Annotated in this window: 15 protein-coding genes; 8 read left to right on the top strand and 7 right to left on the bottom strand. The window is 57.9% G+C overall.

Features of this window, described 5'->3' with window-relative positions:
- Positions 1-27 precede the first annotated feature (27 nt).
- On the bottom strand, positions 28-1,758 hold the full coding sequence (gene hmpF / locus H6G53_RS16575) for a pilus motility taxis protein HmpF (protein WP_190534838.1): 1,731 nt from the start codon (positions 1,756-1,758) through the stop codon (positions 28-30).
- Between the two features lie 838 nt (positions 1,759-2,596).
- Here hmpF and H6G53_RS16570 point away from each other — a divergent pair.
- From H6G53_RS16570 to H6G53_RS16550, 5 genes are all read left to right on the top strand, one after another.
- Positions 2,597-3,823, top strand: a complete 1,227-nt coding sequence (locus H6G53_RS16570; RefSeq protein WP_190534834.1) for a response regulator — start codon at positions 2,597-2,599, stop codon at positions 3,821-3,823.
- Positions 3,824-4,626: 803 nt separating this feature from the next.
- Complete coding sequence (locus H6G53_RS16565; RefSeq protein WP_099531794.1) at positions 4,627-4,992, top strand: response regulator transcription factor; 366 nt, start codon at positions 4,627-4,629, stop codon at positions 4,990-4,992.
- A gap of 339 nt (positions 4,993-5,331) precedes the next feature.
- On the top strand, positions 5,332-5,868 hold the full coding sequence (locus H6G53_RS16560; protein WP_099531795.1) for a chemotaxis protein CheW: 537 nt from the start codon (positions 5,332-5,334) through the stop codon (positions 5,866-5,868).
- A gap of 140 nt (positions 5,869-6,008) precedes the next feature.
- Entirely contained in the window at positions 6,009-10,046 is a 4,038-nt protein-coding gene (locus H6G53_RS19105; RefSeq protein WP_190534831.1) for a methyl-accepting chemotaxis protein, read from the top strand.
- 498 nt (positions 10,047-10,544) lie between these two features.
- The gene (locus H6G53_RS16550) at positions 10,545-16,022 is read left to right on the top strand and encodes a response regulator (RefSeq protein WP_190534828.1); all 5,478 of its coding nucleotides are present in this window, start codon (positions 10,545-10,547) and stop codon (positions 16,020-16,022) included.
- Positions 16,023-16,137: 115 nt separating this feature from the next.
- Here the strand turns inward: H6G53_RS16550 and H6G53_RS16545 are convergent, their stop codons facing one another.
- Positions 16,138-16,944 (bottom strand): aminotransferase class IV, encoded by an 807-nt coding sequence (locus tag H6G53_RS16545; RefSeq protein WP_190534825.1) that lies wholly within the window; start codon positions 16,942-16,944, stop codon positions 16,138-16,140.
- A gap of 310 nt (positions 16,945-17,254) precedes the next feature.
- Between H6G53_RS16545 and H6G53_RS16540 the strand changes: the two genes are divergently transcribed.
- Positions 17,255-18,544 (top strand): sulfite exporter TauE/SafE family protein, encoded by a 1,290-nt coding sequence (locus tag H6G53_RS16540; RefSeq protein ID WP_190534822.1) that lies wholly within the window; start codon positions 17,255-17,257, stop codon positions 18,542-18,544.
- On the opposite strand, the gene H6G53_RS16535 is transcribed toward H6G53_RS16540, so the two are convergent.
- Both H6G53_RS16535 and H6G53_RS16530 read right to left on the bottom strand, forming a co-directional pair.
- Entirely contained in the window at positions 18,466-19,008 is a 543-nt protein-coding gene (locus tag H6G53_RS16535; RefSeq protein WP_190534819.1) for a GNAT family N-acetyltransferase, read from the bottom strand. The two genes, H6G53_RS16540 and H6G53_RS16535, sit on opposite strands and share 79 nt — an antisense overlap.
- Before the next feature lie 69 nt (positions 19,009-19,077).
- The gene (locus H6G53_RS16530; protein ID WP_099531800.1) at positions 19,078-19,320 is read right to left on the bottom strand and encodes a hypothetical protein; all 243 of its coding nucleotides are present in this window, start codon (positions 19,318-19,320) and stop codon (positions 19,078-19,080) included.
- Positions 19,321-19,585: 265 nt separating this feature from the next.
- On the opposite strand from H6G53_RS16530, the gene H6G53_RS16525 reads away from it, so the two are divergent.
- A complete protein-coding gene (locus H6G53_RS16525) occupies positions 19,586-20,374 on the top strand; it encodes an ATP-binding cassette domain-containing protein (RefSeq protein WP_190534816.1) in 789 nt (262 codons plus the stop codon).
- A gap of 65 nt (positions 20,375-20,439) precedes the next feature.
- Here H6G53_RS16525 and truB read toward each other — a convergent pair whose 3' ends face one another.
- Together truB and H6G53_RS16515 are read right to left on the bottom strand one after the other, a co-directional pair.
- Entirely contained in the window at positions 20,440-21,378 is a 939-nt protein-coding gene (gene truB / locus H6G53_RS16520; protein WP_190534814.1) for a tRNA pseudouridine(55) synthase TruB, read from the bottom strand.
- 295 nt (positions 21,379-21,673) lie between these two features.
- Positions 21,674-22,162 carry an allophycocyanin subunit alpha-B gene (locus tag H6G53_RS16515; protein WP_099531803.1) on the bottom strand — a complete coding sequence of 163 codons (489 nt, stop codon included), beginning with the start codon at positions 22,160-22,162 and terminating at the stop codon, positions 21,674-21,676.
- 441 nt (positions 22,163-22,603) lie between these two features.
- Between H6G53_RS16515 and H6G53_RS16510 the strand changes: the two genes are divergently transcribed.
- Positions 22,604-23,443: a PHP domain-containing protein gene (locus H6G53_RS16510; protein ID WP_190534811.1), complete on the top strand. Its 840-nt coding sequence runs from the start codon at positions 22,604-22,606 to the stop codon at positions 23,441-23,443.
- Here H6G53_RS16510 and H6G53_RS16505 read toward each other — a convergent pair.
- Complete coding sequence (locus H6G53_RS16505; protein ID WP_190534883.1) at positions 23,437-24,351, bottom strand: undecaprenyl-diphosphate phosphatase; 915 nt, start codon at positions 24,349-24,351, stop codon at positions 23,437-23,439. The genes H6G53_RS16510 and H6G53_RS16505 overlap by 7 nt on opposite strands.
- Between the last annotated feature and the right edge of the window lie 370 nt (positions 24,352-24,721).

Raw genomic sequence — 24,721 nt, 5'->3', positions numbered from 1 at the left:
CGTTGCCTGAAAGCTACTCACTGAAAGCTACTTGCTGAGGGACGCAACAATTTGCTGCATTTGCCCGATCGTTGCCTGCTGGGCTTGGGTGGTGTCCGTTGCCTGGGTGAGGTTGGTCAATAGGGCTTCCAGGTGTTGCCGCAGGCCGGAAACCTGCTCAGACATGGGCTGAGTCAGAGTGTCGCCCCCTTGGCTGCCCTGGGTGATGGCCTCAATTTGCTTACTTTGCAATTCACGTTCCCGATCTTGCAGGATTTGCAATTGGGCCTGCACGTCCCCATGGCGCTGGTTCACGGTCATTTCCGCCTCTTGCACGGTGGATTCCAATGTGGAAATCCGATCGCGCAATTGGGCTTGCAATTCCTCCAGGGCTTGCAGATCTTGCGTCACCCGATCGAGCAACGGCGACAGATCCACGCCGCCCTCCGTCCGGGGAGCAGTCAGCCCCTGGCGCTTGTTCAGCACCGTTTTGTGGGCATGGAGCACCTCTTCCCGCTCTTGCAGGTTGCGCCGTTGCCCCACCAGGGTTTCTTCCAGCATCTGGCAACCGTCGCGCTCATCGGCCAGGTTTGCCTCTAGCTGAATGCGATCGTACTCATTGGCACTGTTGATTTGGCCTTGCAGTTCCTCGATCGCCTGGCGCTTGGCACTCAGTTCCTCTTCCTCGTCACTCACCAGCCGCGATAGCTTTTCCAAGTCCCGCTGCAACTGGGCCGTCAGCTCTTGCAACTCCCCGATCGGCATGGCTTCCAAGGCTGCTCGATCGACCCGCTGGGCTGCATCGCTGTGGCCATCCCCATTGGCCGCTTGCTCCAACAGGGTCTGCAAGCTGCGTTGGGTGGCCAGTTGCCCTTCAACGGCCGAAAGCTGCTGTTGATGAAGTTCGAGCGCCGTTTGTTGGGCCCGCCATTCGGCCCGGGCACGATCCAGATCATCCCGCTGGGCATACCAATCTTGCCAAGCCGCCGCCAGGGTCTGAGTTTCTGACGTAATCCAATCCCGCACCTCTGGGGAAAGGGTTGGTTCCGCCGCTGGGGCGTGGTTGAGCAGGCTTTCCTGGGCCGCCGTAATTTGCAGGCAAGTTTCCACCGCCGACTGCAAATAGTCCATGGCCACCACCGAAGAAGCAGCCTGTTGCAGCAAATGTTGTAATTGAGCCGCCTGTTGGGCATCGAGACCCGCCGACTGCGCTAACTGCTGCTGCATTGCCAGGCGCTCTTGGTTGAGTTGCTCCTGTTGGGCCCGCAGGGCATGTTGAGCTTGCTCAATTTCCTGGCGCTTGTGTTGCACTTCCTGATTGAGGCGATCGGCCGATTCCCGGGCCTGTTGCACCTCTTGGCGCTGGCGATCGAGCTGCCGCAACTCCTGTTCCAGTTGCTCCAGTTTTTCGCGCCGCTCATCGAGCTCCTGTTCCCGCCGGTTCAGCTCCTGGCTTTGGTAAGTCAGGGACTCCATCCATTGCTGAATTTCTTCTTCCTGGCTCTTATTCTTTTCCTGTTGACGGGAATAGCTTTGCAGCAGGCTGACAATCTGCCGGGCCCCTTCTTGAATATTCTTGACTTTGCGATCGGCCCCTGACCCGATCGCATCCACCAGCACTAATGCCCCGTCTTTGTAATTGCTGGCATCGTCTGAAGCGATGGGATCCTCATTGGTAATTGCGCTCCACTGCTCTCCCTTTTGACAGGCCAGCAGCTTCAATTCTGACTTTGATCCCATCAAGCCGCGTTTTTGGACGACTTCTGCAAGATACAGCACGCTGCCCTTCCCCTCGTTCGTTCAGTGAGATCTTCGCGCTACGGATGATGGCGTTGGCCATCGTCTTTCAAGATGCAGCTTTTTTAAGGACGCAACTTATAAAGACGTGACTTGGCTGCCACTGTGAGATTGACACTTTTCCCTGCCCAGGGGCAAGGGGATTTTGGCCCCAGCCGAGCAACCCTATTTGCTCGATTAGACCACGGGTTGACGCTGCGTTGACCGTAACCAGCCATTGACCGTAACCGGCAAAGAAACTGGGGCGATCGGCACGTCAGCTTGACCCATTGGATTTCAAATCACCGATTCGCGATCGCGAGCCGGGCGTTTTACTCTCCGGTGCTGCAAAAGGGGCCTGTTTTTCGGTCAGACTGCCCATGGATTGCTGATTTTTCCCGCTCTTGGCCTTCAGACTCGGTTTCACAGCGCTAGGGCTGAGAGATCGCTGCAAGATGAGCAGAGTGGTTAAACCATGCTGATTTTATCAAACGCAGCCAGAAGCCACCTGAGAGGGACAATCTTCTATTTTCCGGCCAGCAGCCCGCTGGGGGCGAAGTTCTGCCAGCTCCCTGCGGTTGCTTAGGGTGGGTTGGCTGGAGTTGTTGAGATTCAAAACTAGCTCGGGGTTGAATCGCTGCTGAATTGAATCGCTGCTGGAGTAGATGCGCCGGGTTGCTTGGGCAACCGCCCTACTATACAAAATGTATTAGACAAAATGTATTTAAAAATTGAGCTTGAAAAAGTTGCGATCGAGCCATTCGGGATTGATCGATCGCGATAGCATGGAGCCAGGACTGGGCAACCCCACTCCCCCCTATCCCCGTGCCAGGACAGCCCTATGCAAGGACAGCTCAGCGAGATTGATATCCGCAGCCTCCTGCACCTGATTGAGTTAGGCCAGCGCACGGGTGAACTGTATTTAGAAGTGGAAGGCGCTCACCCGGGCGATCGCCGCAGTTGGTTCGTCTTCTTTCGCCAAGGGGCGATCGTTTACTGCACCTCCGGGGAAGGGGGCACAACCCGCCTTCGGGACTATCTCCATCGCTATGCCTTGGAAGCCGCCATTGATGAGCTGTCAGTTTCCAAAATGGCTTCCATCAGCGAGCCGGAATATGGATATCTTTGGGCATTGCTGGAAACCCATCAACTGGAGCCGGTGCAGGGCCGCAACATCCTCCAAGCAATGGTGCATGAGGCCCTGTTTGATTTGCTGACGGTGCATGAGGGGCGGTTCATTTTCAATATGGGCGAGGCGATCGCGCCCCACTTAACCAGCTTGGCCGTTAGCCCGCTGATTTCCCAAGTGGCCCAGGAATTGCAGGACTGGAAACAACTCTATCCCTACGTGCAGTCGCCGGATTTGTGCCCCGTGTTGACGGATGTTCAGCGATTGCGAGAAGTGCTGCCGGCCCAAACCCTCCAAACCTTTAGCGAGTGGGCCACCGGGTCAATTACCCTGCGCCAAATTGCTCGCTATCGCCAGCGGCCGCTCCTGGCCGTGGCCCAGGCGCTTTATCCCTACATCCAGGAGGGGTTGGTGCAACTGATCGAGCCGCCCTTGGAGCATTCGGCCGCCCGATCGCGCTGGCATCAGGTCATGACCGTTCAGGATCCCAACCCGCGAGCACCGAGAATTGTTTGCATTGAAGACAGCCCCGCCGTTTGCCGCGCGATCGAGCAGGGGTTGCAGTTGTTGGGCTATGACGTGGTGGGCTTTCTCAGTGCCCTAGAAGCGATTAGCCAGGTGTTTGAGCTGCGGCCAGATTTGATCCTCTGCGATATTGCCATGCCCCATTTGGATGGCTATGAGCTATGCGCCATGTTGCGACAAACTCGATTGTTTCGGCATGTGCCCATCATCATGATCACGGGGCGGGAGGGGTTTCTCGATCGCACCCAAGCCCGCTTGGCCGGCGCAACCGACTACCTAACCAAGCCCTTCAAGCGCCAGGAATTAAAAGCCTTAATTGAGCGATATATCGGCTCTGGTCGCTTAGAACCAGCCCCTGAGGAGGAAATAAGCGATCTAGCGCTGTCTACGGCGGAATCTCTTCCCGTACCATAGCAAAAGTGCCCAATTGGACTCAAATTAGCACCGGTCTAGGGCCTTTCGCGGAGAAACCCAAACGGGCGATCGCCCAGCCCCAACGGGATGTCAAATGGCCAGCGCGTTGCCTAAAGATTGCCCAAAGATGGCCAGAAAAGTTGAAAAACAACCCAACCATCGTTTACGCTTGCGCAACCGGGTTAGCCCCAACTCGGCTCAAGAATCGGGTGCGCGAGCTGTCAGTTCCTGCTAGCATTCAGGCGCAGGTCTGCGATTTCCGTGGGTGACAACCACCCGCAAAAAGACGTGGCCCGCCCATCACGACGCTATAATCATTGCCAGCCATCGCACTTGCATAGCGGCATTTTGCCAGGGTCTGAGTGTTCTTAGTCAACACCAGCCGTGATTGCTTGACATGGGTGAGGTTTATGCCCGCCCATAGGCCAGCACCACAGCTCTATTAGCCGATCTTGTCAACGGCAATCCTGCCGAAAACAGAGCAATTGCCCCCAGGCCATTGATCGCCGGTAATAACCTGATTGCTGGTTCGCACCCACTCCCTATCTCCTAGTCGTTAAATTCTCGCGTGCCTCAATTCACCGGTAGCCATGTCCGTTGGCTGCCAGGGATTTGGGAACCCTAAAGCTGGCAGGATCAGGATGGTTCAAGTAAGAGCAGCACCGATCGCGTCTGGGATAAATCATTGCCCGTTCCGATGACCGGTAATGCAAGAGTTTGGGTGACGAGCCACCGCTGCGTCATGAACCCCATGCGCCCCGATTGACCCCCTTGGCAGGCAGAGTGAAACGAGAAAGATAGCCATGAGTGTAGTGTTAGTTGTCGAAGACAGCGTCGCCCAGCGAGAGATGATCGGCGAGCTCTTGCAGGGCAGTGGGCTGACCGTCAACATGGCATCCGATGGTGTTGAGGCGCTAGAAAGTTTGCAAAAGCAGCGTCCAGATCTGGTCGTTTTGGATATTGTGATGCCCCGCATGAATGGCTACGAAGTTTGTCGTCGCTTGAAGTCGGATCCCACAACGCAGGATGTGCCAGTGGTGATGTGTTCCTCAAAAGGGGAAGAGTTCGATCGCTACTGGGGCCTGAGACAAGGCGCAGATGCCTATATTGCTAAGCCCTTTCAGCCTCAAGAGTTGGTGGGAACAGTGAAGCAATTATTGCGCGGCTGATTGGTAAAGGTTGGAATCTGGTGATCTGAGTTCGGCGATCTAAGTTTGGTGATCTGAGTCCAGTGATCTGAATCTGGTGATCTGGAGTTGAGAAAATTGGCTTCTAATTGAGGAAACTTGCGCCAATCTGGCAGGATGGGTGTGGTTTCGCGAAATTAGCAACAATTGAACGGTGATTCAACGGCAATTGCGCAGTTTGGCTAGATCAAAATCTGGCTCTTTGCCCCCAGCGGGGTGATGACTGCCTGAAAGATCGGGTGCGATCGCGAATGCATGGCGTAACGTAATTGTGGGGTAGCAGTTGCCCTTCAGTCTGTTACGGAGCCAGAGGAAAGCGCTGTGGTCGGAAGTCCAGATTTTTTGGCCGGCGGAGGTGTGGATGATCAGTCGCCGGAACTTCAGGAGCTAGAAAATCCTGAAGGTGAGATGCACCTGCGGTTTTACCTACCCTCGGGACGGGAATTGGCGTTGCCAGCGGTCATTATCCGCGAGGTGAGTGAACCCTCTCCCGATCGGATCACGCCTGTGCCGAACGTGTCTCCCCTGTTGTTAGGAACCTTGAATATTCGGGGGCAGGTGATTTGGGTGGTGGATCTGGGGCAGTTTTTGGGGGAAACCATCCCGCTGAATACCGATCGGGCGGAGGTGCCGGTGATTGCGATCGAGGAAGGGGATATGATGCTTGGCTTGGCGGTGGCCCGGGTGGCGGGTATGTATTGGCTCAAGCCGGACAATGTGGAAGCCTTGAGTAGCGTGAATGATCCGATCGGGGAATTTTTGCGCGGAGAGTGGCGATTGAGTAACAATCGAATTCTGCAATTACTGGATCATGTGGCCATTTTGCGGTCTAATCGCCTGGGTCAATCCGCAGGATAGGAGTAGCATCGAAGTACGATGGGCGGCTATGCTCGTACCTGACTTGCCCAATTGTTTGCCCAATTGTTACAAGCGGCCCCACGCGCCCCCAGCCGCAATTTTCTAAACGCGCCAGAGTTCGATCGTCCCGGAGAAGGTCAATGGCATCCAGCACGGATTACAACCAGGATTACCAGCGGGCCAATGATGCCTACACCAGCGGTAATTACCCCGAAGCTGCCGCCGCGATCGATCGGCTTGCCCAGGCCTATCCCGATGATCCCAGCGTTCGCTTACTCCGAGGCCACATCTACTGCTATGGCCTAAACCAATACGACACGGCCCAGGTGGAATACCAGTCCGTGCTCAGCCTGACCAGCGACCCCACCTTTGTGGAATACGCCCATTCAGGGTTAGCCGCCACCAGCCAGGCCCTGAGCGCCGGTAATGGTTATGACGAAACTCCCAACTTTGACCAATTCGACTTTGGCGATCAGGAAACCACTACCAACGGTGGCAACACCCATCTAGCCGATCAACCGTTGATTGATGATGGGGACTTCAATTTTGATGAATTGATGAGTGACCCCCAGGGCACGGAAACGGGACTACTGGCCGGCAACAGCACCATGGCCGAAGCCCTGGGCGACCTGGAAAGTGACGCGGACTTTGCCAATGCTGACCTAGAGAGCGGCGAGCTTGGTAGCGCGGACTTTGGCAGTGCAGACTTCGGTAGTGTCAACTTTGAAGATGCGGATTTTGAGAGCGCCGATTTAGGCAATTTGGGCGCGCTGGATCTCGGGGATGGATCCCCGGGCAGTGATCCCAATGACCTCAACAGTTTTGATAACTTTGACTTTGGCACGGACTCGGGAATGGACTTGGGAGCCGACCCCGGGGCGATCGCCCTAGGTGCTGACCTAGGAGGGAGCGATGATCCCTTCGCCGCCTTGGGGTCTCCGGAACCAGCCATCCCCTCAGATCCGGCAGCGGATCCCTTCCTGATCGATCCCTTTGGGGGAAGCGAAGAATCCACACCCTCACCAGCACCAGATTTGGGGCTGCCCGATCGCTTCGAGGCGGATCCCTTTGCGGCATCGGCATCGCCCACCAGCGATGATGCTTTTGGGGCCAGCATGGATTTTGGTGATCAGTCTTTCGACTTAGATCAAGCTGATTTTGGGGCAACCAGTGGAGCGGATCCCCTGGCCGCATCAGCCTTTGGAGCCGATGACTTCGCGAGCGATTTGCCCGGCGACACGGCCGATGGCGATCAGTTTGGCGCAGGTCAATTTGGCGCAGATCAATTTGGAGCCGCGTTGGCTGACCTCGACTTCGGCGAATCGGCCGGCTTTGATGAGGCGGTGGGCTTTGGAGCGGCTGGCTCAGAAGACTTTGCCGCGTCCACCTCTGCAGCTCCGGTGTTTGGGGACTTGGATGCTGATCCCATTGAAGATTTTGGTGATCTTGGAGGTGACTTTGGGGCAGCGTCTCCCGCAGCGCCCTTTGAAGCCAGCTTTGAGCCACCTAATTTTGCCGATTCGACGGAGACCAATGACTTGGCGACCGATGGCTTCGGTGACTTTGAGGGCTTTGACCTCGAAACCCCGGCCGATCCGGCCGCGGCGGCCTTTGCAGAAGACTGGGCAGCACCGGCAGGCTCTGAATCATCTGCCCCTGAAGATTTTGGATTTGGCGTGTTTGACGCGGATGGGCTAGCGAGTCAACCCCTGGCCGCTGAGGCTGATTTTGATTTTGGTGGCACTGATTTTGGTGGCGCTGAGGTTGCCGCAGGGGCCGAAAATCCCTTTGGCTCCGAGACGTTTGGGGACGGCTTTGGCGATTTCTCAGAGCCAGCGGCTCCGGCTCCGGCCGGGCCGCTGGCGGGCGCGAATGCTTTTGATGAACCCTTTGGCGTGTTTGTGGGGGACAGTGCCGACGACGATCGCACCCTCTTCATGCCGCCGCCAGCCGGCACGCAAGAACCAGCGGTTAAGGAGCCAGCGGCCAGAATCGAGTTGCCTTTTGCGGCCCCGATCGAGGGATCTTTCCCGATCGATGATGAGGTGGAAGAAACCCTGTTCATGATGGCGGGGCCCAGCACCCTTCAGGGAGCCACAGCCCAAGACTTGGCGGAATTTGGCAGTGGGAACTTCAACGGGGCAGAGTTCAACCCGGATGAGTTCAACGAGTTCAACCCTGAAGACTTGAGTGCCACAGCCTTTGGGGGCGGCTCCTGGGACGCACAGCCGGAGCCAGCCTTGGGGGCGATCGAGCCAGAAGACAACGAGGCTGGCGATTTTGGCATCTTCAATGAGCCGCCGGTCATGGAGCCGGAGTCCGATGATGATGCGTTCCCCCTCGACATGATCAACGGGGCCCCGGGCATGGCTTTCACCAGCCCTGCTCGATCGGTGGATGATCCGGCCTCCGGGGCCCTGTCCGCGATCGCGGATGACGGAGCCGCCGCCGCCAGCGACTTCATGGATGACTTCGATGAATTCGACGACCTCGGCAGCCTACCGGACTTCAGCTTGACCAACACCTCCTCGGAATTCGTGCCGCGATCGGACGGTGGCGACGAATTTTCCCTTGGGGAACCCTCCTTGGGCGTGATGGGAGAACCTCTCTCTAACTTTGTTGGGGGAGACAACGAGGTTTTCAACATCGCCACCAGTTCCAACAACGAAGAACTGCTGAGCTTTGACCAGCCCGAAAGCCGCGCCGCCGAACCGGTCACCCCATCCGAAGATGGTTGGCTGGCTTCCTTCGACAATGCCCGCCTGACCACCAAGCAAACCGTCACGGCGGTGATGGCTGGGATTGTGTCATTCCTGGCCGTGGCGGGCACCACGCACTTAACCATGACCCATGTGCGCGATCGGGGCATCAGCCCGCAACTGATGGGCGACATTCGCACCATCGGCCTGGTTTCCTCCCTGTTGGCGGGAGCCACCGGAGGCGGGGTGGCCCTGTTCCTGGGCCGTCGCACTGCCCAGCATGTGGAGCGGGCCACGGGCGATTTGCAAGCCCAGTTGGATTCCGTTTGCCAAGGCAGTCTCCATGCCACAGCTCGGGTTTTTGGGGATGACGAGTTTGGGGAACTGGCCAACTCCTTTAACCAAATGACCCGGGTGATTTTGAGCACCATGGGCGAGGCCCAGCGCAAAGCCCAAGAACAGGAGCAGGCTCGCGAAGACCTCCAGCGGCAAGTGATTCGGCTGCTGGACGACGTGGAAGGGGCTGCCCGAGGCGACCTAACCGTACAGGCGGAAGTGACCGCCGACGTGCTGGGCGCAGTGGCCGACTCGTTCAACCTGACCATTCAAAACCTGCGAGAAATTGTGCAGCAGGTGAAAACGGCCGCTTTGCAGGTGAACAAGCGCTCCTCGGAAAACGAGTCTTTTGCCCGATCGCTCTCCTCCGATGCACTGCGGCAGGCGGAAGAGTTGGCCGTGACCCTCAATTCTGTGCAGGTGATGACCGACTCGATTCAGCGGGTGGCCGAAAGTGCCCGCGAAGCCGAGGAAGTGGCTCGTTCCGCCTCCGCGACCGCTTTGAAGGGAGGCGAAGCGGTGGAACGCACCGTGGCCGGGATTTTGCAAATTCGGGAAACGGTGGCGGAAACCGCCCGCAAGGTGAAGCGACTGGCGGAATCCACCCAAGAAATTTCCAAGATTGTGGCCTTGATTGCCACGATCGCCTCCCGTACCAACCTGCTCGCCCTCAACGCCAGTATCGAAGCGGCCAGGGCTGGCGAAGCGGGCAAGGGCTTTGCAATCGTGGCGGATGAAGTGCGACAGTTGGCCGATCGCGCCGCCAAGGCTTCCAAGGAAATTGAAAAGATCGTGATGCAAATCCAAAGTGAAACCAACTTGGTGATGCGAGCGATGGAAGACGGTACACAACAGGTGTTGGAAGGAACCAAGCTGGCGGAACAAGCCAAGCGCGCACTCGATGACATCATCCAAGTGTCGAACCGGATTGATGTGCTGGTGCGATCGATTACGGCGGACACCGTGGAGCAAACGGACACCTCCCGCTCCGTGGCTCAAGTGGTGCGATCGGTCGAAAAGACCGCCCAAGACACCTCCCAAGAATCGCAGCGGGTGTCCGAGTCCCTGCAAATTCTGGTGCGAGTGGCGGGCGATCTGCTCTCCTCCGTGGAGCGTTTCCGTGTTGACAGCAGCAATCAGTAGCCCTGAGTGATTCTGACTCACCATGAGCGGGGGCATCAGGGGCGATCGTGGTCAATTGCGAATTGCTCAGTGGCTCATCGCCCAATCGCGGCTCAAAATCTGTTGAATGCTGCCGTTTCCTGGGTTGTCTTGAGTCCTCACCTTCGGGGGTTTGGATCAATCAGATTTGGGCAGATTTGGATCAGCCCAATTTGGGTCAGTCCCATATTGAACAAGTCTAATTTGAACGAATCAAACCCAAGTGGATCAGACGGTTCAAGATGTATCCATGGAAGCTGATCTGAAATGGATCGAGTACAGTAGATTCCAAGCTGGAGATTCCATGCTGAATTCTGAAGTCATTGTCACGGCTTGGAAGGTTCAGCGGCTCGCCCCGTGAGCGAGTTTGAGTCGCCAGCAACCCTTTGTCGATCCATCTTTTGATTCGCCCCAAATCCGCATCGAGTTGGCTGGCAGTGCCCTTGATCATGCGGGCAAACGCTTCGGAGGCTATGTTCCATGCAAGATCAACAGCAACGCATCGTCGGTTATTTCATTGAGGAAGCCAAGGACTACCTCACAACCATCGAGCAAGGCCTCATGAACTTGCAGGGGACGATCGAAGACCCGGAGCTGATGGATGAGGTCTTTCGGGCGGCCCACTCGATCAAGGGGGGCGCGGGGATGTTGGAATTCGAGAGCATCCAACAGGCCGCCCACCGGATTGAAGACTTTTTCAAAGTCCTGAAAGAACATCCGATCCATATCGATCGGGAGTTGGAAAGCCTGTTTTTGCGAGCCTTTGACACCCTGGTGGAACTGCTCGACCATCTCCAGGGCCCCTTCGGCCTCACCACCGAAGTGGGCAACCGCGTGCTACAGGATTCGGAGCCAGCGTTTAACGCCCTGGCAGAACGTTTGGGCCTCGCCGTCCATGAAGTGGACATGCCCAGCGTGCTGCATCGTACCCTCTCATCCCAAAGTGAGGATGCTTGGGCGGCCGATCGCACCCATCAGGTTTTTCAGCAACAGGTGCCCCAACTGTTGCGGGAAATGTTGGATCTGTTTCGCCAAGGGGACAGTCCTCAGCAACGCGCGCAGCTCCAATGGATGTGTCAGCGCTTGTCTGACTTGGGCAAAAGCAGCCGCATTACCGGCTGGGTGGAGCTACTGGATGCGGCCAGCCAGGCGATCGGTTGCCCCACCAACTCCTACAAAACCCTAGCGCCCACCATTATTCGCGACCTGAAGCAGGCTCAAGATCTGGTTCTGGACGATCGCAGCCAGGAGATCTGCTTGGGCAGTGAGTTACGGGCCTTGGTTCCCCAGCCGGTTGCCCCCAGCCCCAGCAGCCTAGATGTAGATCTATTTGACTTCGACGACTTACTCAACGACGAATTAGCGCCCGAAATTACCGACATCACCCACAGCCAGGGCGATGAGTTTGAGCAAGATTGGTTTACAGAAACCAGCAACACCGTCGTAACCCGGATGGATGAGCTGGATTTAAGCCCCACTCCATCACCCACCCAAACCAGTCGGGTGGAACGGCCAAGGGCAGAACCGGGCACGGGGCCGGAAGTGGGCGTGGCTGAATTGGACGTGTTGGCGGACTTGTTTCGCCAAAGCTCCCAGGATTTGGAGGCTGATCTGCCGGGGCAAAGTTCGGAGTCAGGGGCTGGGTTACCCCTAAATCAGGCCGCGGACTATGACCTGTCAGATCTAATCTTTACCCATGAGGAATCGTCAGCGGATGCTGATGCCTTGACCAGTTCTCTGGATGCACTGGGCTACGATCTGCTGGATGAGATGGATACCACCGATTCGGTGGCGGATATGGGCTTAGAGTCCATCGATGACCTGTTGTCCTTTGGGGATGAGCCATCGAGTGGCAATGGACTGCTGGTGAATGCGGGTCAAGGCTCAGGGGCGATCGATCTCATTGGTGATGATGATCTGGATGCGCTGCTGGACGCGGTGGAAACGGCCACAGAAGTCAACCCGATTGCCTCGGATGACCTGTTCGATCTGGGCTTGGATGCGGAAGAGGAACCCACCGATCTGCGGGTGGTGCCCAGCGGCGACCTGACCTTCTCCACGGAGCTGATCAGCAATCCCACGGCGATCGAACCGATCCCCAATGAACTCCAAAAGTTGGGAGATGATGACCCGGATTTGACGACGGTGATTGATCCGGCGCTGGGGAATCTGGATGATCTTGATGGCAATTTCGGCTCAGACCTGGGGTTGGATCTGATTGATGGCCTGACGGGTGAGATTGCGCCTCCAGAGCTGACCCTCGATCCGTTACCAGAGACTGGGGCGATCGATGACATGGCTGATCTGGATGCTTGGGCCGCAGATTTGGCCAACGTAGATCTGGCCCATGCAGACCTAGACTTTGGCAATGCGGGCCTGGCTGATCTAGCTGATCTAGATGTGGCGGCCGCCGCGGCCCCGGAAGCAACCGCAGATCATTGGGGGGATGGGTTGGATCTCGGGGATATGTCGCCAGGGGAGTTGCCTGACTTGGCCGCGATCGACCTGGACGATAATTGGTCAGACTCCGCCCCTGATTTGGACTTCAACGATTTCAATAATCTGAGTGACTTCAGCGCTGTTGACCTGACCGATGATTTCAATAATCTGAGCGACTTCAGCGCCGTTGATCTGACCGATGAGGATCTCGCGCCGACCACCGCCATGCCGGCCCTGGTGGATCCGTCCCTAGACGACTTACCCGCCCTTGATCAGTTCGACTTGGATGGCATCTTGAATGCCAATCCCTTGGAGGAGGTGGATCCCTTCGCGGATCTGTTGGTGGAGTCGCCCGATGTGATGTTGCCGGATGCGGAAACCTCAACCGCTGAGAACTTTATCCAAGATATCGATACCCTGCTGGACGATCCGCTTTCTGCGGAGCCGGCCGAGCCGGTCTATGAGGCGGCTGACCTCAGTTACGACGTGAATGGGGCCAAAGCCATTCGGATCGATCGCTCCACCCTCAGTTCCGAAGGTCTGGAAGATCTGTTCTCCGATCGGCGAACGACCGATCTGAGCGGTCTAGAAGAAGATCTAGACCTGGCCGAGGCCGAAGCAGATCTCGCAGGGGCCAACGATGATGCAGCCGCCCTCTGGACTCCGGAAAACTTCACGGAGCCGCCCATTCTCTCGGATTTGGATGCCCTGTTGGCCCCCGCTGCCGCGTCGGCCCCTGCTCCTGCGCTGGATGATGATTGGGCAGCCTTGGACGATTTGGACTTTGGGGAAGCGACCAGCCTGGAAGCCACCGCTGATGGCGAAGCCCCTGACTTCTTGATGGGAACGGCCGACTGGAGCAGCCCCTTGGATCTTAGTGAGCCACAGGAGGCAGCCAGTGCCGATCTCGCCGATGACTTTGACTTCGGGGGCCTGGGTGATCTAAACGACTTGAGTGGCTTAGGAGACTTGGGGACTTTGGGTGATTTTGGTAATTTGGGTGACCTAGGATTACCCGTTGATGCGGTTGATCCGCTGGCCGGTTCGGACTTGGAAGATTTGGATGCGCTCTTGGGTGCGCCCCCCACCAGTGAGCCGATGATGGACGGCCTCAGCGGTTTGGGTGATTTGGGCGATCTGGATCAACTGCTGAATCAGGAGCCGGGATCTGCGCCGGCCGGTGACAGCACCCTCGATGACCTGCTCAATGCCCTAGAGGGTTCCGCTGCACCGGCTCCGGCGAGCCAAGCGGCCAGCGATGCCGATGAGCTGGATAATCTGCTGAAGAATCTGAATCTGTCAACGACGGCCGCCACCAACAGCCCTGATCGCTTTGAGGATCTATTTGGCGATGCGGCGGCCCCAGCCACAACCCCCGCGCCCGCTGGCAGTACCGGTGGCCTCGATCTAGACTTTGACGCTTTGGTGGAGATACTCGAGACCCCGGCCAAGGCTGCCCCAGCGACCGGCCCCAGCCCTGCGGTGTCTCCAGCTCGATCGGCCCCAACTCCCGTGGCGAACGGTCAGCGCGAAATGGAAGCGGCCGCCAACCGCAATTTACGGGCCGAGCAAATCATCAAAGTGCCGGTGCGGAACTTGGACAACCTCAACAACCTGGTTGGGGAAATGGTGGTGAACCGCAACAGCATGGAACAGGGCCAAGAGCGCCTGCGCCAGTCCTTGGAAAATCTGACCCAACGGGTGCAGCAGTTGGGGGATGTGGGGCAACGAATGCAGGACTTTTACGAGCGATCGCTCCTGGAAATGTCCCTGCTGTCGGGGCGGCGCGGCGGCAGTGGCGGCGGACATTCCGACACCCATCACAGCGGTGAGTCTGACACCCACGGCGGCCGGATGGGCTTGGGAGAACTGGAGCTGGATCGCTTCACCCCCTTCCACACCCAATCTCAAGAAATCATTGAGTTGATTGTGCGGGTGCGGGAGTCTGCCTCCGACATTGACTTCGTGGTGGAACAAACCGATCAACTGGTGCGGAACCTGCGGCAAATCACCACCCAGATTCAAGAGAACTTGAATAAGTCGCGCATGGTGACCTTTGCGCGTACGGTGGAACGGTTGCCCCGGGCAGTGCGATCGGTGTCTGAGCGCTGTGGCAAGGACGTGGATCTGATCATTGAGGGCAAAGAAACGGCGATCGATGAGTTCCTATCCCAGGAGCTATCGAGTCCAATTACCCACATGATCAATAACGCCCTGGTGCATGGCATTGAAACGCCTGAAGCGCGGGTGGCGGCAGGCAAACCCCCCACCGGCAAGCTCACCATTCGGGCGTTTTATCAAGGGAACCAAACGGTGATTTCCCTGTCCGATGATGGGGCGGGGATTAATACGGAGCGGGTGAAACAAAAGGCGATCGAGAAGGGCTTGATTGACCCCAACCAGGCTCGCAATATGGTGCGCCAAGAAATCTATGAAATGCTGTTTCTGCCGGGCTTCAGCACCAAAGACCAGGCCGATGAGTTTGGCGGGCGCGGCGTGGGCATGGATGTGGTGATGCGCAAAATTCAGGAATTGCGCGGCAGCATCAGCATTGATTCAGAACTGGGACGGGGAACGACCTTCACCATCCGGTTGCCCCTGAACCTGAGTATTTGTAAGGCGCTGCGGTGCTTGAGCGATCACGCCACGATCGCGTTTCCGATGGATGGGGTGGAAGATACGCCGCCCGATATTCACCCGGAGGATGTGCAGACCGATAAGGAAGGCCGCCGCTGCATTGCCTGGCGCGATCGGATCTTGACGTTGCATCCCCTCACTGAGCTGCTGAAATACAACCGCCACCTGAGTCGCGGCAACATCTACGGCGGCAACCAGGAGGATGACTCCTTGGCGATCGTGGTGTTGCGCAGTGCCGGTGAGTTCATTGCGATCGAGGTCGATCGGGTGCTGGGCGAGCAAGAAATCGTAATTAAGCAACCGGAAGGCCCCGTGCCCAAGCCCCTGGGCATTGCCGGGATGACGGTGCTGGGTGATGGGCGCGTCATGCCGATCGCCGATGTGCTGGAGCTAATTGACCTGGCGAAGGGTCGCATCCGACGCGATACCGTCAGCGGCCGTTGGGAATCCGACAACATCCACATCGTGGAGCCACCGACGGAGCAAAAGGATCCGATGGTGTTAATTGTGGACGACTCGATCACGGTGCGCGAGCTGCTGAAGATGACCTTCCAGAAAGCGGGTTATCAGGTGGAGCAGGCCCGCGACGGTCAAGAGGCCTGGGAAAAACTGCGATCGGGCTTGCCCTGCGACTTGGTGTTCTGTGATATTGAAATGCCCCGCATGGACGGCTTGCAGCTCTTGCAGCGATTGCAGACGGAAGAAACCCTCTGTGAACTGCCTGTGGCCATGCTCACCTCTCGGGGAGCCGACAAGCACCGGAAAATGGCCGTTGACTTGGGCGCAAAGGGTTACTTCACCAAGCCCTACCTGGAAGAAGCCCTCCTGGATGCGGCGCGGCGAATGCTGCGGGGTGAGGTGCTGATCACGGCCAATGCCTAACGCCTAAATTCCCGACCAGCGCCTAAGCAGTGCCTAACTAGTGCCTAAGCTGCTCGGCCGAGCAATGCTCAATGGATTCTGAACCAACGGATCCTGCGCGAACCGCTTGATCGCCCTATTGGTAGAGAGCCTGGAGTTCGGCCACCGGTTCGATCGCCAATCGATGTACCCGGTGGCCATCTAGCACCGCATGGAAAGGAACCACCTCCACCACGCTGTTGGAATAGGCGATCGCCTCGAATCCTTCCACCCAATCGGCAGTCCAGGGCTGGTCAACGCCGATCAGTTGCCCGTGACGTTGGAGCTGGCGAATCAGGTGCGATCGAGCAATGCCCGGTAAGCAATCCCCCAGGGGCGGAGTCCACCAACGCCCATCCCGAAATCCCCAAAGATTGCCCGTGCTGGTTTCCAGCCAGCGCCCATCCTCATCAACCAAAATGGCTTCGGAGGCCGGTTCGGGGCCCAAAAACTGTCGCTGGGCCGTTTGCAATGCCAGCCAACAGGGAAGATAATTGCCCGTTTTGTGAACGGCGATCGAACGGCGGTAGTGGGCTGCCTGGGCCACCCAAGCCACAATGCCCTGTGTTTGTTTTTGGGCCAAATTGGAGGGCAATTCTCGCCCCACAATCCACTCCCGCCCATCGGAAAAAAGAGTGACCCGCACCACCGGATATTCAGCCGCCAACAGGGTTGCTCCCTGTTCCACCTGTTCCCAATCCGGCTGGGGCAGGCCCAACTGACTGCGAGTGTTGTAGAGCCGATCGCGGTGGGCCAGCCATTGGGTCATGGGCCCGTGGAGATCGCGATCGTAAATGCGCAAGGTTGTGAAGGTTGTGGCCCCAAATATCAACCCCGGATCTGTGACATCCAGAGTAATGGTGCGCTGATCGAGGGGTTGACCGTGATACCACTGGGCAGGCATGAAACCAATTGCGGGTAAGCTCAAAAATACTGACGGGATCAATGCCCCGCTTGTTTACCGTAATCGTTGTGCTGAATTTTGTCCCCTTGCTGGAACCTTGATTGGGTTAACCAACCGTTTGCACCGATCAAGTTGAGTGCCAAGCCGGTTGAGCCAATCTGGTTGAGCTAATCAGCATGATGGTGATCGAGTTCAGAACTCAACCAAAACAGCGCCATTGCGGAGAACTAGAACTACCTCAGGTTTTCGGTTGCCAGGAGCGATCGACCGGGGGCCATTGGGAAACTACAGGAAAACAGGATCTGGGGAGATGCTTGACTGGGGCTTGATTTGGGCGCTGGGTTTTTTGGGTAGTTTTGGTCACTGTGCGGGTATGTGTGGGCCTTTGGCGGTGGCCTTTGCTCTGTCGGGAGACCCTCGATCCTTGCCGCAAGCGGGAGCCAAAACCTGGTGGCAGTTGGGCCGCTTCCATCTGTTGCTGAATTTGGGGCGAATTTTCAGCTATGCCGTGGCGGGCGGGGCGATCGGGAGTTTGGGATCTTTGCTGGTGGCGGGCGGACAACTGACGGGGATTGATAGCCCCCTGCGCCAAAGCCTGAGCGTCCTGACGGGGTTAATGTTGATTTGGTTTGGCCTTGCCCAAGTGCGACCCCAATGGTTGCCCCGCTTGCCGCTCTGGCATCCCCTGGCCCGGGGGCCCCAACGCGATCGCCTCGAAAAAACCATGCTCACCATTGCTGGCCAAACCCGTTGGTGGATGCCGTTGGCCGTGGGGCTGGTTTGGGGGCTAATTCCCTGTGGATTTTTGTATGCGGCCCAGATTAAGGCGGCGGAAACGGGCAGCGCGATCGGGGGCAGCCTGACCATGCTGGTCTTTGGGCTGGGAACCTTGCCCACCATGGTTTTAACGGGCGCTTGGGCTGGCTCCATTGGCCAAGATCGACGCAGCCAACTCTTTCGGATGGCCGGTTGGGTGACGATCGCGATCGGGCTGTTAACCCTGGGCCGCACCAGCGCCATGCAGGATCTGACGGGCTATGGTTCCTTGGTGCTGCTGAGTTTATCCCTGATCGCTCGGCCCATCAGTCGGTTGTGGGCGGCCCCCCTGCGCTATCGTCGGGCGATCGGGGTGGGCGCTTGGTTGTTGGCCCTGGCCCATACGGGCCACATGCTCGATCACTCCCTGGATTGGGACTGGGGGGCGGTGGGCTTTTTGCACCCTCGCCAGCAGGTGGGGATTTGGGCCGGTGTGGGGGCGATCGGGCTGCTAACGTTGTTGGCCCTCACCAGTTTCGATCGAGCCATGCGCTGGTTAGGCTCCCACTGGCGCACCTTACACCTGGCTGCCATTCCGGCCCTGGTGGCGATCGGGATGCACATGACCCTGGCAGGCGGGCCAACCACGATCGGGGATGGGGGATCGGTTTGGCGGCGGGCGATGGGGGTTGGCTGTGGGCTAACCCTGGTTTTGTTGGTGCGGGTGCGTTGGTTTTGGCAACTGTGGGGCCTGGGTTCGCTCTATCACGGCGTGGCCGGTGCGTCTGCGTCCCTGACCGCCGCCCCATCCCAGGATTTCACTAGCTCCAGCGATCGGGTCTGATAGCCCAAGGATTGATAAAGGGCGATCGCCGCTTGGTTGCTGGCTCCCACTTGCAGCCCCAGGCGATCACAACCGGCCTGTTTGGCCTGCTGTTCCGCTTGGTGCAGCAGGGCCCGAGCCAAACCGCGCCGCCGTTCTGCCGGTTGCACATAGAGCCAAAGCAGTTGAGCCCGTCGTTGGCCGGTTTCTGGGTCGATCGCCCAGCCCAACCACAGACCCGCAACCCAAGATTGACCGTTAGATTGACCGTCACTGGCCTGAGCCGTGGCCGCTTCCACCCACCACAGTTGCCCATCGGCCGTCCAGAGCCGATCGACCAACAGGGCGATCGCTGTTGGGTCTGGACTCAGGGGCATTAGCTCTCGGTAGGTGGCCGCCAAGCCCGCCAACAATTGGGGGCGATCGGCCCGGCTCCCTCGCCGTAATCGGTAGCCTGTGGGTAACTGATTGGATGGTTGCCCCATCCCAGGCTCCGGCCCTGGGTCGGATGGCTGATTCATGGCGGCATTAGTCCGCAGACTTCAACCCGCAGGCTACAAACTGGCAGAGAGATCCAAATCGGGCGCAGACCCTTGCACCAACGCAGACAGGGAAGGCGGCAACGGTGCAGAGGGCGTAGTTTGTTGAGCAATGGGGGAAGGGAAGTCGATCGCCCCGATCGGTGCGGGCGCGGCCAAATCATTGGGCAAGAAGATCCGCGCACTCACGGCGATCAATGCCACCGCGAAGATCAACACCACCAGGAAGGGAGCCACATACTGCCGGAAAAACGCCATCACCGACCTCTCTAATTTTGATAACGTTCTGTAATATTTCTTGGCACTTATTTTGACAGAAAACCCGCCCAATCCCGCATTGGGTTTCTCAGAATTTCTCGCGGAAATTTTTCGTCGGCATTTCCCGTGAGCATTTCCCGCAAATATTTCTACCAGCGACCTCATCCATGGGCCATGGGCTAGACCTGGGCTGAATGTCGTTACAACGGCATAGACAATCAATCCGAAACCGACAATCCAAAACCAACGATCCAACCCAATTGCTATGGATGCAGCCACCCCTCGATCGCCCCTGTTAGCTTGCCAAGGCGCAACCCAAGGCGGTCGATCGCCCTTGGGGCCGATTACGGGGGCGATCGAACCCGGAGAGCGGCTGTTGATTGTGGGGGCACAGGCCCCGGAGATTTTGCGCTGGTGGGTGCGGCTGTCGGAGCCAACGGCTGGCGATGTGCTGGTGCAGGGAGAGCGGGTGCAAACGCTGGATCCCGTTGCCCTGCGGCGGCGGGTGGCTTGGGTGGCTCCTCGATCGACCTTGCTGGCTCCGACGGTGGCGGCAACCCTCGCCTATCCTCTGGCGTTGCTGGGCCAAGACTCCCGGGCGATCGAGGCGGCCATTCAGGAAACCTGCGATCGCTTTGGGATTCCCGCCAGTTGGTTAACCCGCCAAGCCTTTCAACTGACCGCCGCCGAGCAACATTGGGTGGCGATCGCGCGGGCTAGTTTGTTGCAACCGTTGGTGTTGCTGTTGGGCGATGGGTTTGAGGGCTTAACCAAGGAACAGAGCGATCGCCTGCAAAACCTGCTGCAAAATCAAGCATTCAGCTCCCAAACCGCCGCAGTTGTTTGCACCGCCACCACAATCGCCGGCCTGAGGGCTGCCCCGATCGCCACCCGCTGTTGGGTGTTAACGCAAGGGCAACTGACGACCGATCGGCCGGCTTCCGAAATGGACTGGGCTGCCCTGGAAAAACAATTCCCCTCGGTTAATCAGGCCGGCCTTAATTCCGGCATGAATTCTGGAATAGATTCCGATCCCGAAGCCGATTGGTTTTGAAGTGGTTTGGCTATGCTCTGCAAGTGGCCCTGCATGGCCTGTGTCGTCATCGGGCCCGTGGCATTTCAATCGGCTGGCAAGACGACACGCGGAGCCAATAGCGGCCCCGCCTCTTCCGTCGTTAGGGCCCCAACTCCCAACAACCGACCGGACTGATCCAAAACACGGGCGATCGGGTCGGTTTGCTCTTGCTTGAGGGATTCGCCGCATTGCGGTGTTGGGGGCCATTCCGCGAGGGTGATCGCTTGGCCAAAAAACCAGCGCTTCACGGCCTCTTCCGCCAAGGTCACCGTGGGCAGATGGGTTAAGCCCAAGGCTGGGTCGATCGGTTGCCACCCTTGCCCGATCGCCGCTTCCAATTGCTCCAGTGTCAGGCTGTCTTCCAAGGTGAAGCCACCGCTGGCCGTTCGTTTCAAATGGGCCAACGTGCCCCCCACGCCCAAGGCCGCGCCCAGATCTCGGGCGATCGAGCGGATATAGGTTCCGGGGCCACAGTCGATGGTTAAGTCCAACTCCGGTTCGGCTCCTGGTCGCCAAGCCTCGATCGTGATTCGATCGACCTGCACTTGTCGCTCCGGCACTTCCACGGTCTTACCTTGTCGCGCTAAATCATAGAGCCGCTGCCCATCCACCTGAATAGCGCTGTATTGGGGGGGAATCTGTCGAATTGGGCCGATGAATTGCGATATTTGGCTGGAAATGGCTTCTAAGGTGAGGCTGGTTAAGGCCTCGGGCGATCGCGCCGTCAGCACTTCCCCTTCCAGGTCATCGGTGGTGGTGGTGATGCCAAGGCGCACCGTGGCTGCGTAGGATTTGGCCCCCGGCAAAAATTGCAACAGACGGGTGGCGGGCCCCAGGGCGATCGGCAACACCCCGATCGCGGCCGGATCCAACGTGCCCCCATGGCCCGTCCGTTTGCACCGCGTCAGCCGCCGTACTTTGGCCACGCAATCGTGGGACGTGAAGCCCGCCGGTTTGCACAAGTTCAAAAATCCACAAACCATCGCCTAATTGCACCTACAGGGGACAAACACCTGATTTTTGATTTCTAATTTCTAATTTCTAATTTCTGAATTCTTGGTTCTAATTCTTGCTAATGCTGGATTGCTGCTAGCGTTCTGTTTGGTCAGATGTGGGCCGAGAGCAGCCGTTTCAGCCAGCCTCAGACACGCAAAGGGGTAGAGATGCAGCCCACATCTCCACCCCCTGTGATTGCAGCCTGCGCCCACCACGATCGCCCGAAAACGACCTTGAACGCAAACCAAATTTCATGGGTTTTTGGTCTCTGAAGGAACGGCCCTAGGCCGCCATTCCCTGAATGATGTAATCGAAGTAAGGCTCGGTGGCGGCGGCATCTTCGGTGCTCAGAAGGCCCAAAGTGGCTTCCTTGAGACAACGCACGGCTTCCACCATCCCCGGCAGCGGGACACCCAAGGAGTTGTACATTTCGCGTGCGCCCACCAGACCAATGGTTTCGATCGGTTCTTTGTCGCCCGCCAACACGCCGTAGGTCACCAGTCGCAGATACCAGCCATAGTCCCGAAGGCACTGGTTCCGCTCCCGTTGGCCATAGGCATTGCCGCCGGGAGCAATAAAGTCCGGACGACGTTGCCACAGCTTGCGGCTGGCTTCTTGCACAATCTTTTTCTCACTGTCGGCCAGCGTTTGGGCAATCCGAATACGCTGCTCGCCGGTTTTTAAAAATTCCGAGATGCTCTTAAGCTCGCCACTGCTAGGGTAGCGAAGCTCGTCGTCGGCTTTCAGAATGACTTGGCTAACTACGCTCATAATATCGAGAGTATCGGAATATCGTTTCCACTCTACCAAAGTTTTTTCGCGGCAAAACCTTCGGGCGAATTGACCCCTGATTGGGGCGATCGCCCGGGGCTGGAATGGGCCGAGACCCCTTAGCAAAAATGGGGTCAAACCATTGCCCAGTCGGTTTTCGTCGATCGGGAAATCGTTGGCTTGGGTTTACTTAGGGGCGATCGATTCAGAGGGCTGTTGCTGATCCCAGATTCTCCACAAAAGGCCTTGGTCGGGGGTGTCAATCGGTGGCAGCTTTGGTGAAGATTTGTAACAGATACCCCGAAGCCTGTCTCAGGTTTGGCGACGACTGCCGGGGACTGGGCCAGGAGTAGCCAAGATTCAGAAAGATTCGGATTCTGACCTGGATCTGATCCAGATCAGAATCTAGACAGGAATGGGCAAAAGGGGCAGGAGGAAATTTTGCTGGAATTGCATTGTCATACGACGTTTTCCGATGGCACGCTGACTCCGACGGAGTTGGTGGCGGCGGCGATCGAGGCGGGGGTGCGGGCCCTGGCCATTACGGATCACGATACCTGCGCTGGTTTGGATGAGGCGATCGAGGCGGCGGGCGATCGGCTCGAAATTGTGCCGGGGTTGGAACTGAGCGTGGTTCACAACGGGCGATCGCTCCATATTTTGGGGTTTTATCCCGATCGCGATCGAATTCATGAACCGCTGGCCGTGCGCTTGGCCGGCCGTCGCCAGCGGGCCCAACGCATGGCGGAAAAGCTGGCGGAGTTGGGCTACCCGATCGAGCTGCCGGAATTACCAGGCAACATGGCTCCCGGCCGACCGCACATCGCCCAAGCGCTGGTGGCGGCGGGCCATGTCACGTCGGCCCAGGAAGCGTTTACCCGATTTTTGGGGGATGATCGCCCGGCCCATGTGCAGTACGACAAATTTTCGATCGTGGAGGGCATGAACCTGCTCCGATCGGCTGGGGCCGTGCCCGTTTGGGCCCATCCTTACCTGTTTCGTGGGGGCAATGTGGAAGACACCTTGCCGGAACTGGTGGCGGCGGGGCTGTTGGGCTTGGAGGTTTATCATCCCAACCACAGCCTGACGGAGCAAAAGCGCCTTTTGGAACTGTGCGATCGCTATGGATTGTTGGCCACAGGCGGCAGTGACTACCATGGCCCCGCCCCGAGTACCAGGGCTGAACGCCGCGACAGCTTAAATCAATTTCAATTGCCCCTGGCCTTGCTCGATCGCCTAAAACAGGTCAAGGCCACCTTGGCAATGGAAACTGGTTATTGATTGGGCAGCCACCCAAACCCGATCGACCCCAAAATCGCCACCCCAAAGATCAACCGATAGATCACAAAAATCCAAGTGTTTTGGGTCTGCAAAAACTTCAGCAACCAAGCGATCGCCGCATAGGACGACACCGCCGCCACCACAACGCCCACCGTTAGCGACAACCCCGCACCGGCCGGCAACCCTTCTTTCAAAACACCCACCAGTTCCACCAACCCCGCCAGGGTAATGGCGGGGATGCCCAGCAGAAAGGAGAAACGCGCCGCCGCCGCCCGATCGATGCCGGACAACAGGCCCGCCGTCAGGGTTGATCCCGATCGCGAGACCCCGGGAATCAGGGCCAGGGCCTGGGCCGCCCCTAAAATTAATCCATCGTTCAGCCCCAGGGAGTTGTAGTGGCGGTGGCGGCTGCCGGTCACTTCCGCTAAACCCAGCAGCAGGGCCATGACGATCGAGGCGATCGCGATCGCCCCCAAGCTCCGGAGCGGGGAATTGTCAAAATCGGGGATGAATTTCTTAATTGCTAAGCCGCCAGCCACAATGGGCAACGTTCCCAGACCAATGCCAAGGGCAATCCGAAACTGCCGATCGCCCCAATCCTTGCGGGAAATGGCTTGGGCCGACCCGATCGCCAGGGCCGTTAAATCTGCCCAAAAATAAGTCAGCACCGCCGCGATGCTCCCCAGTTGGATCACCGCCGTGTAGGCCACGCCCGGATCGCCCCAACCGAGCACCACGGGCACAACCTTCAGGTGGGCCGTGCTGCTGATCGGTAAAAATTCCGTCAGCCCTTGCACCAGCCCCAGACCGATCGCCTCCAGCCAGCTCACACCATCACTCACCGGAACCGTTGGGTCAGCCGCTTGGGCCGCAGCCCCCAAGCCCACCAGCCAAACCCCCAGCCCCATCCCGGCCCACCAGCGGTAAACCCGCTTGATTTGACTCTGCCCTTTGCTGCTCGATCGCCCTTGCTGTGAATTACCCATCGTTAAACCTGATTGGCCCCAACCATGCCTGAAAATGCTCAGCACCTTCAACCACTGTTCTGAATTTCTGCTGAATTTCTAAGGACTGATGCTAAGGACTGAATACGATGTCCTTGATTCGCAATCCGCCTTCCTTGCCATGCTACCCAACGGCGTTCCTCCGCCATCATTCCAATCGCGGCTGATATTGTGGCTGATTTTGCCGCATCTCGAAAACCAACTGCTATCGGTGATGCACCGTGGGGGCTATGGTATGTTAAGAAAACTAAAGATAAAAATTAATAAACCTAAC

Origin of the sequence: Limnothrix sp. FACHB-406, assembly GCF_014698235.1 — a bacterium.
Classification (GTDB): domain Bacteria; phylum Cyanobacteriota; class Cyanobacteriia; order CACIAM-69d; family CACIAM-69d; genus CACIAM-69d.
This window is presented reverse-complemented; position numbering and strand designations above follow the sequence as displayed.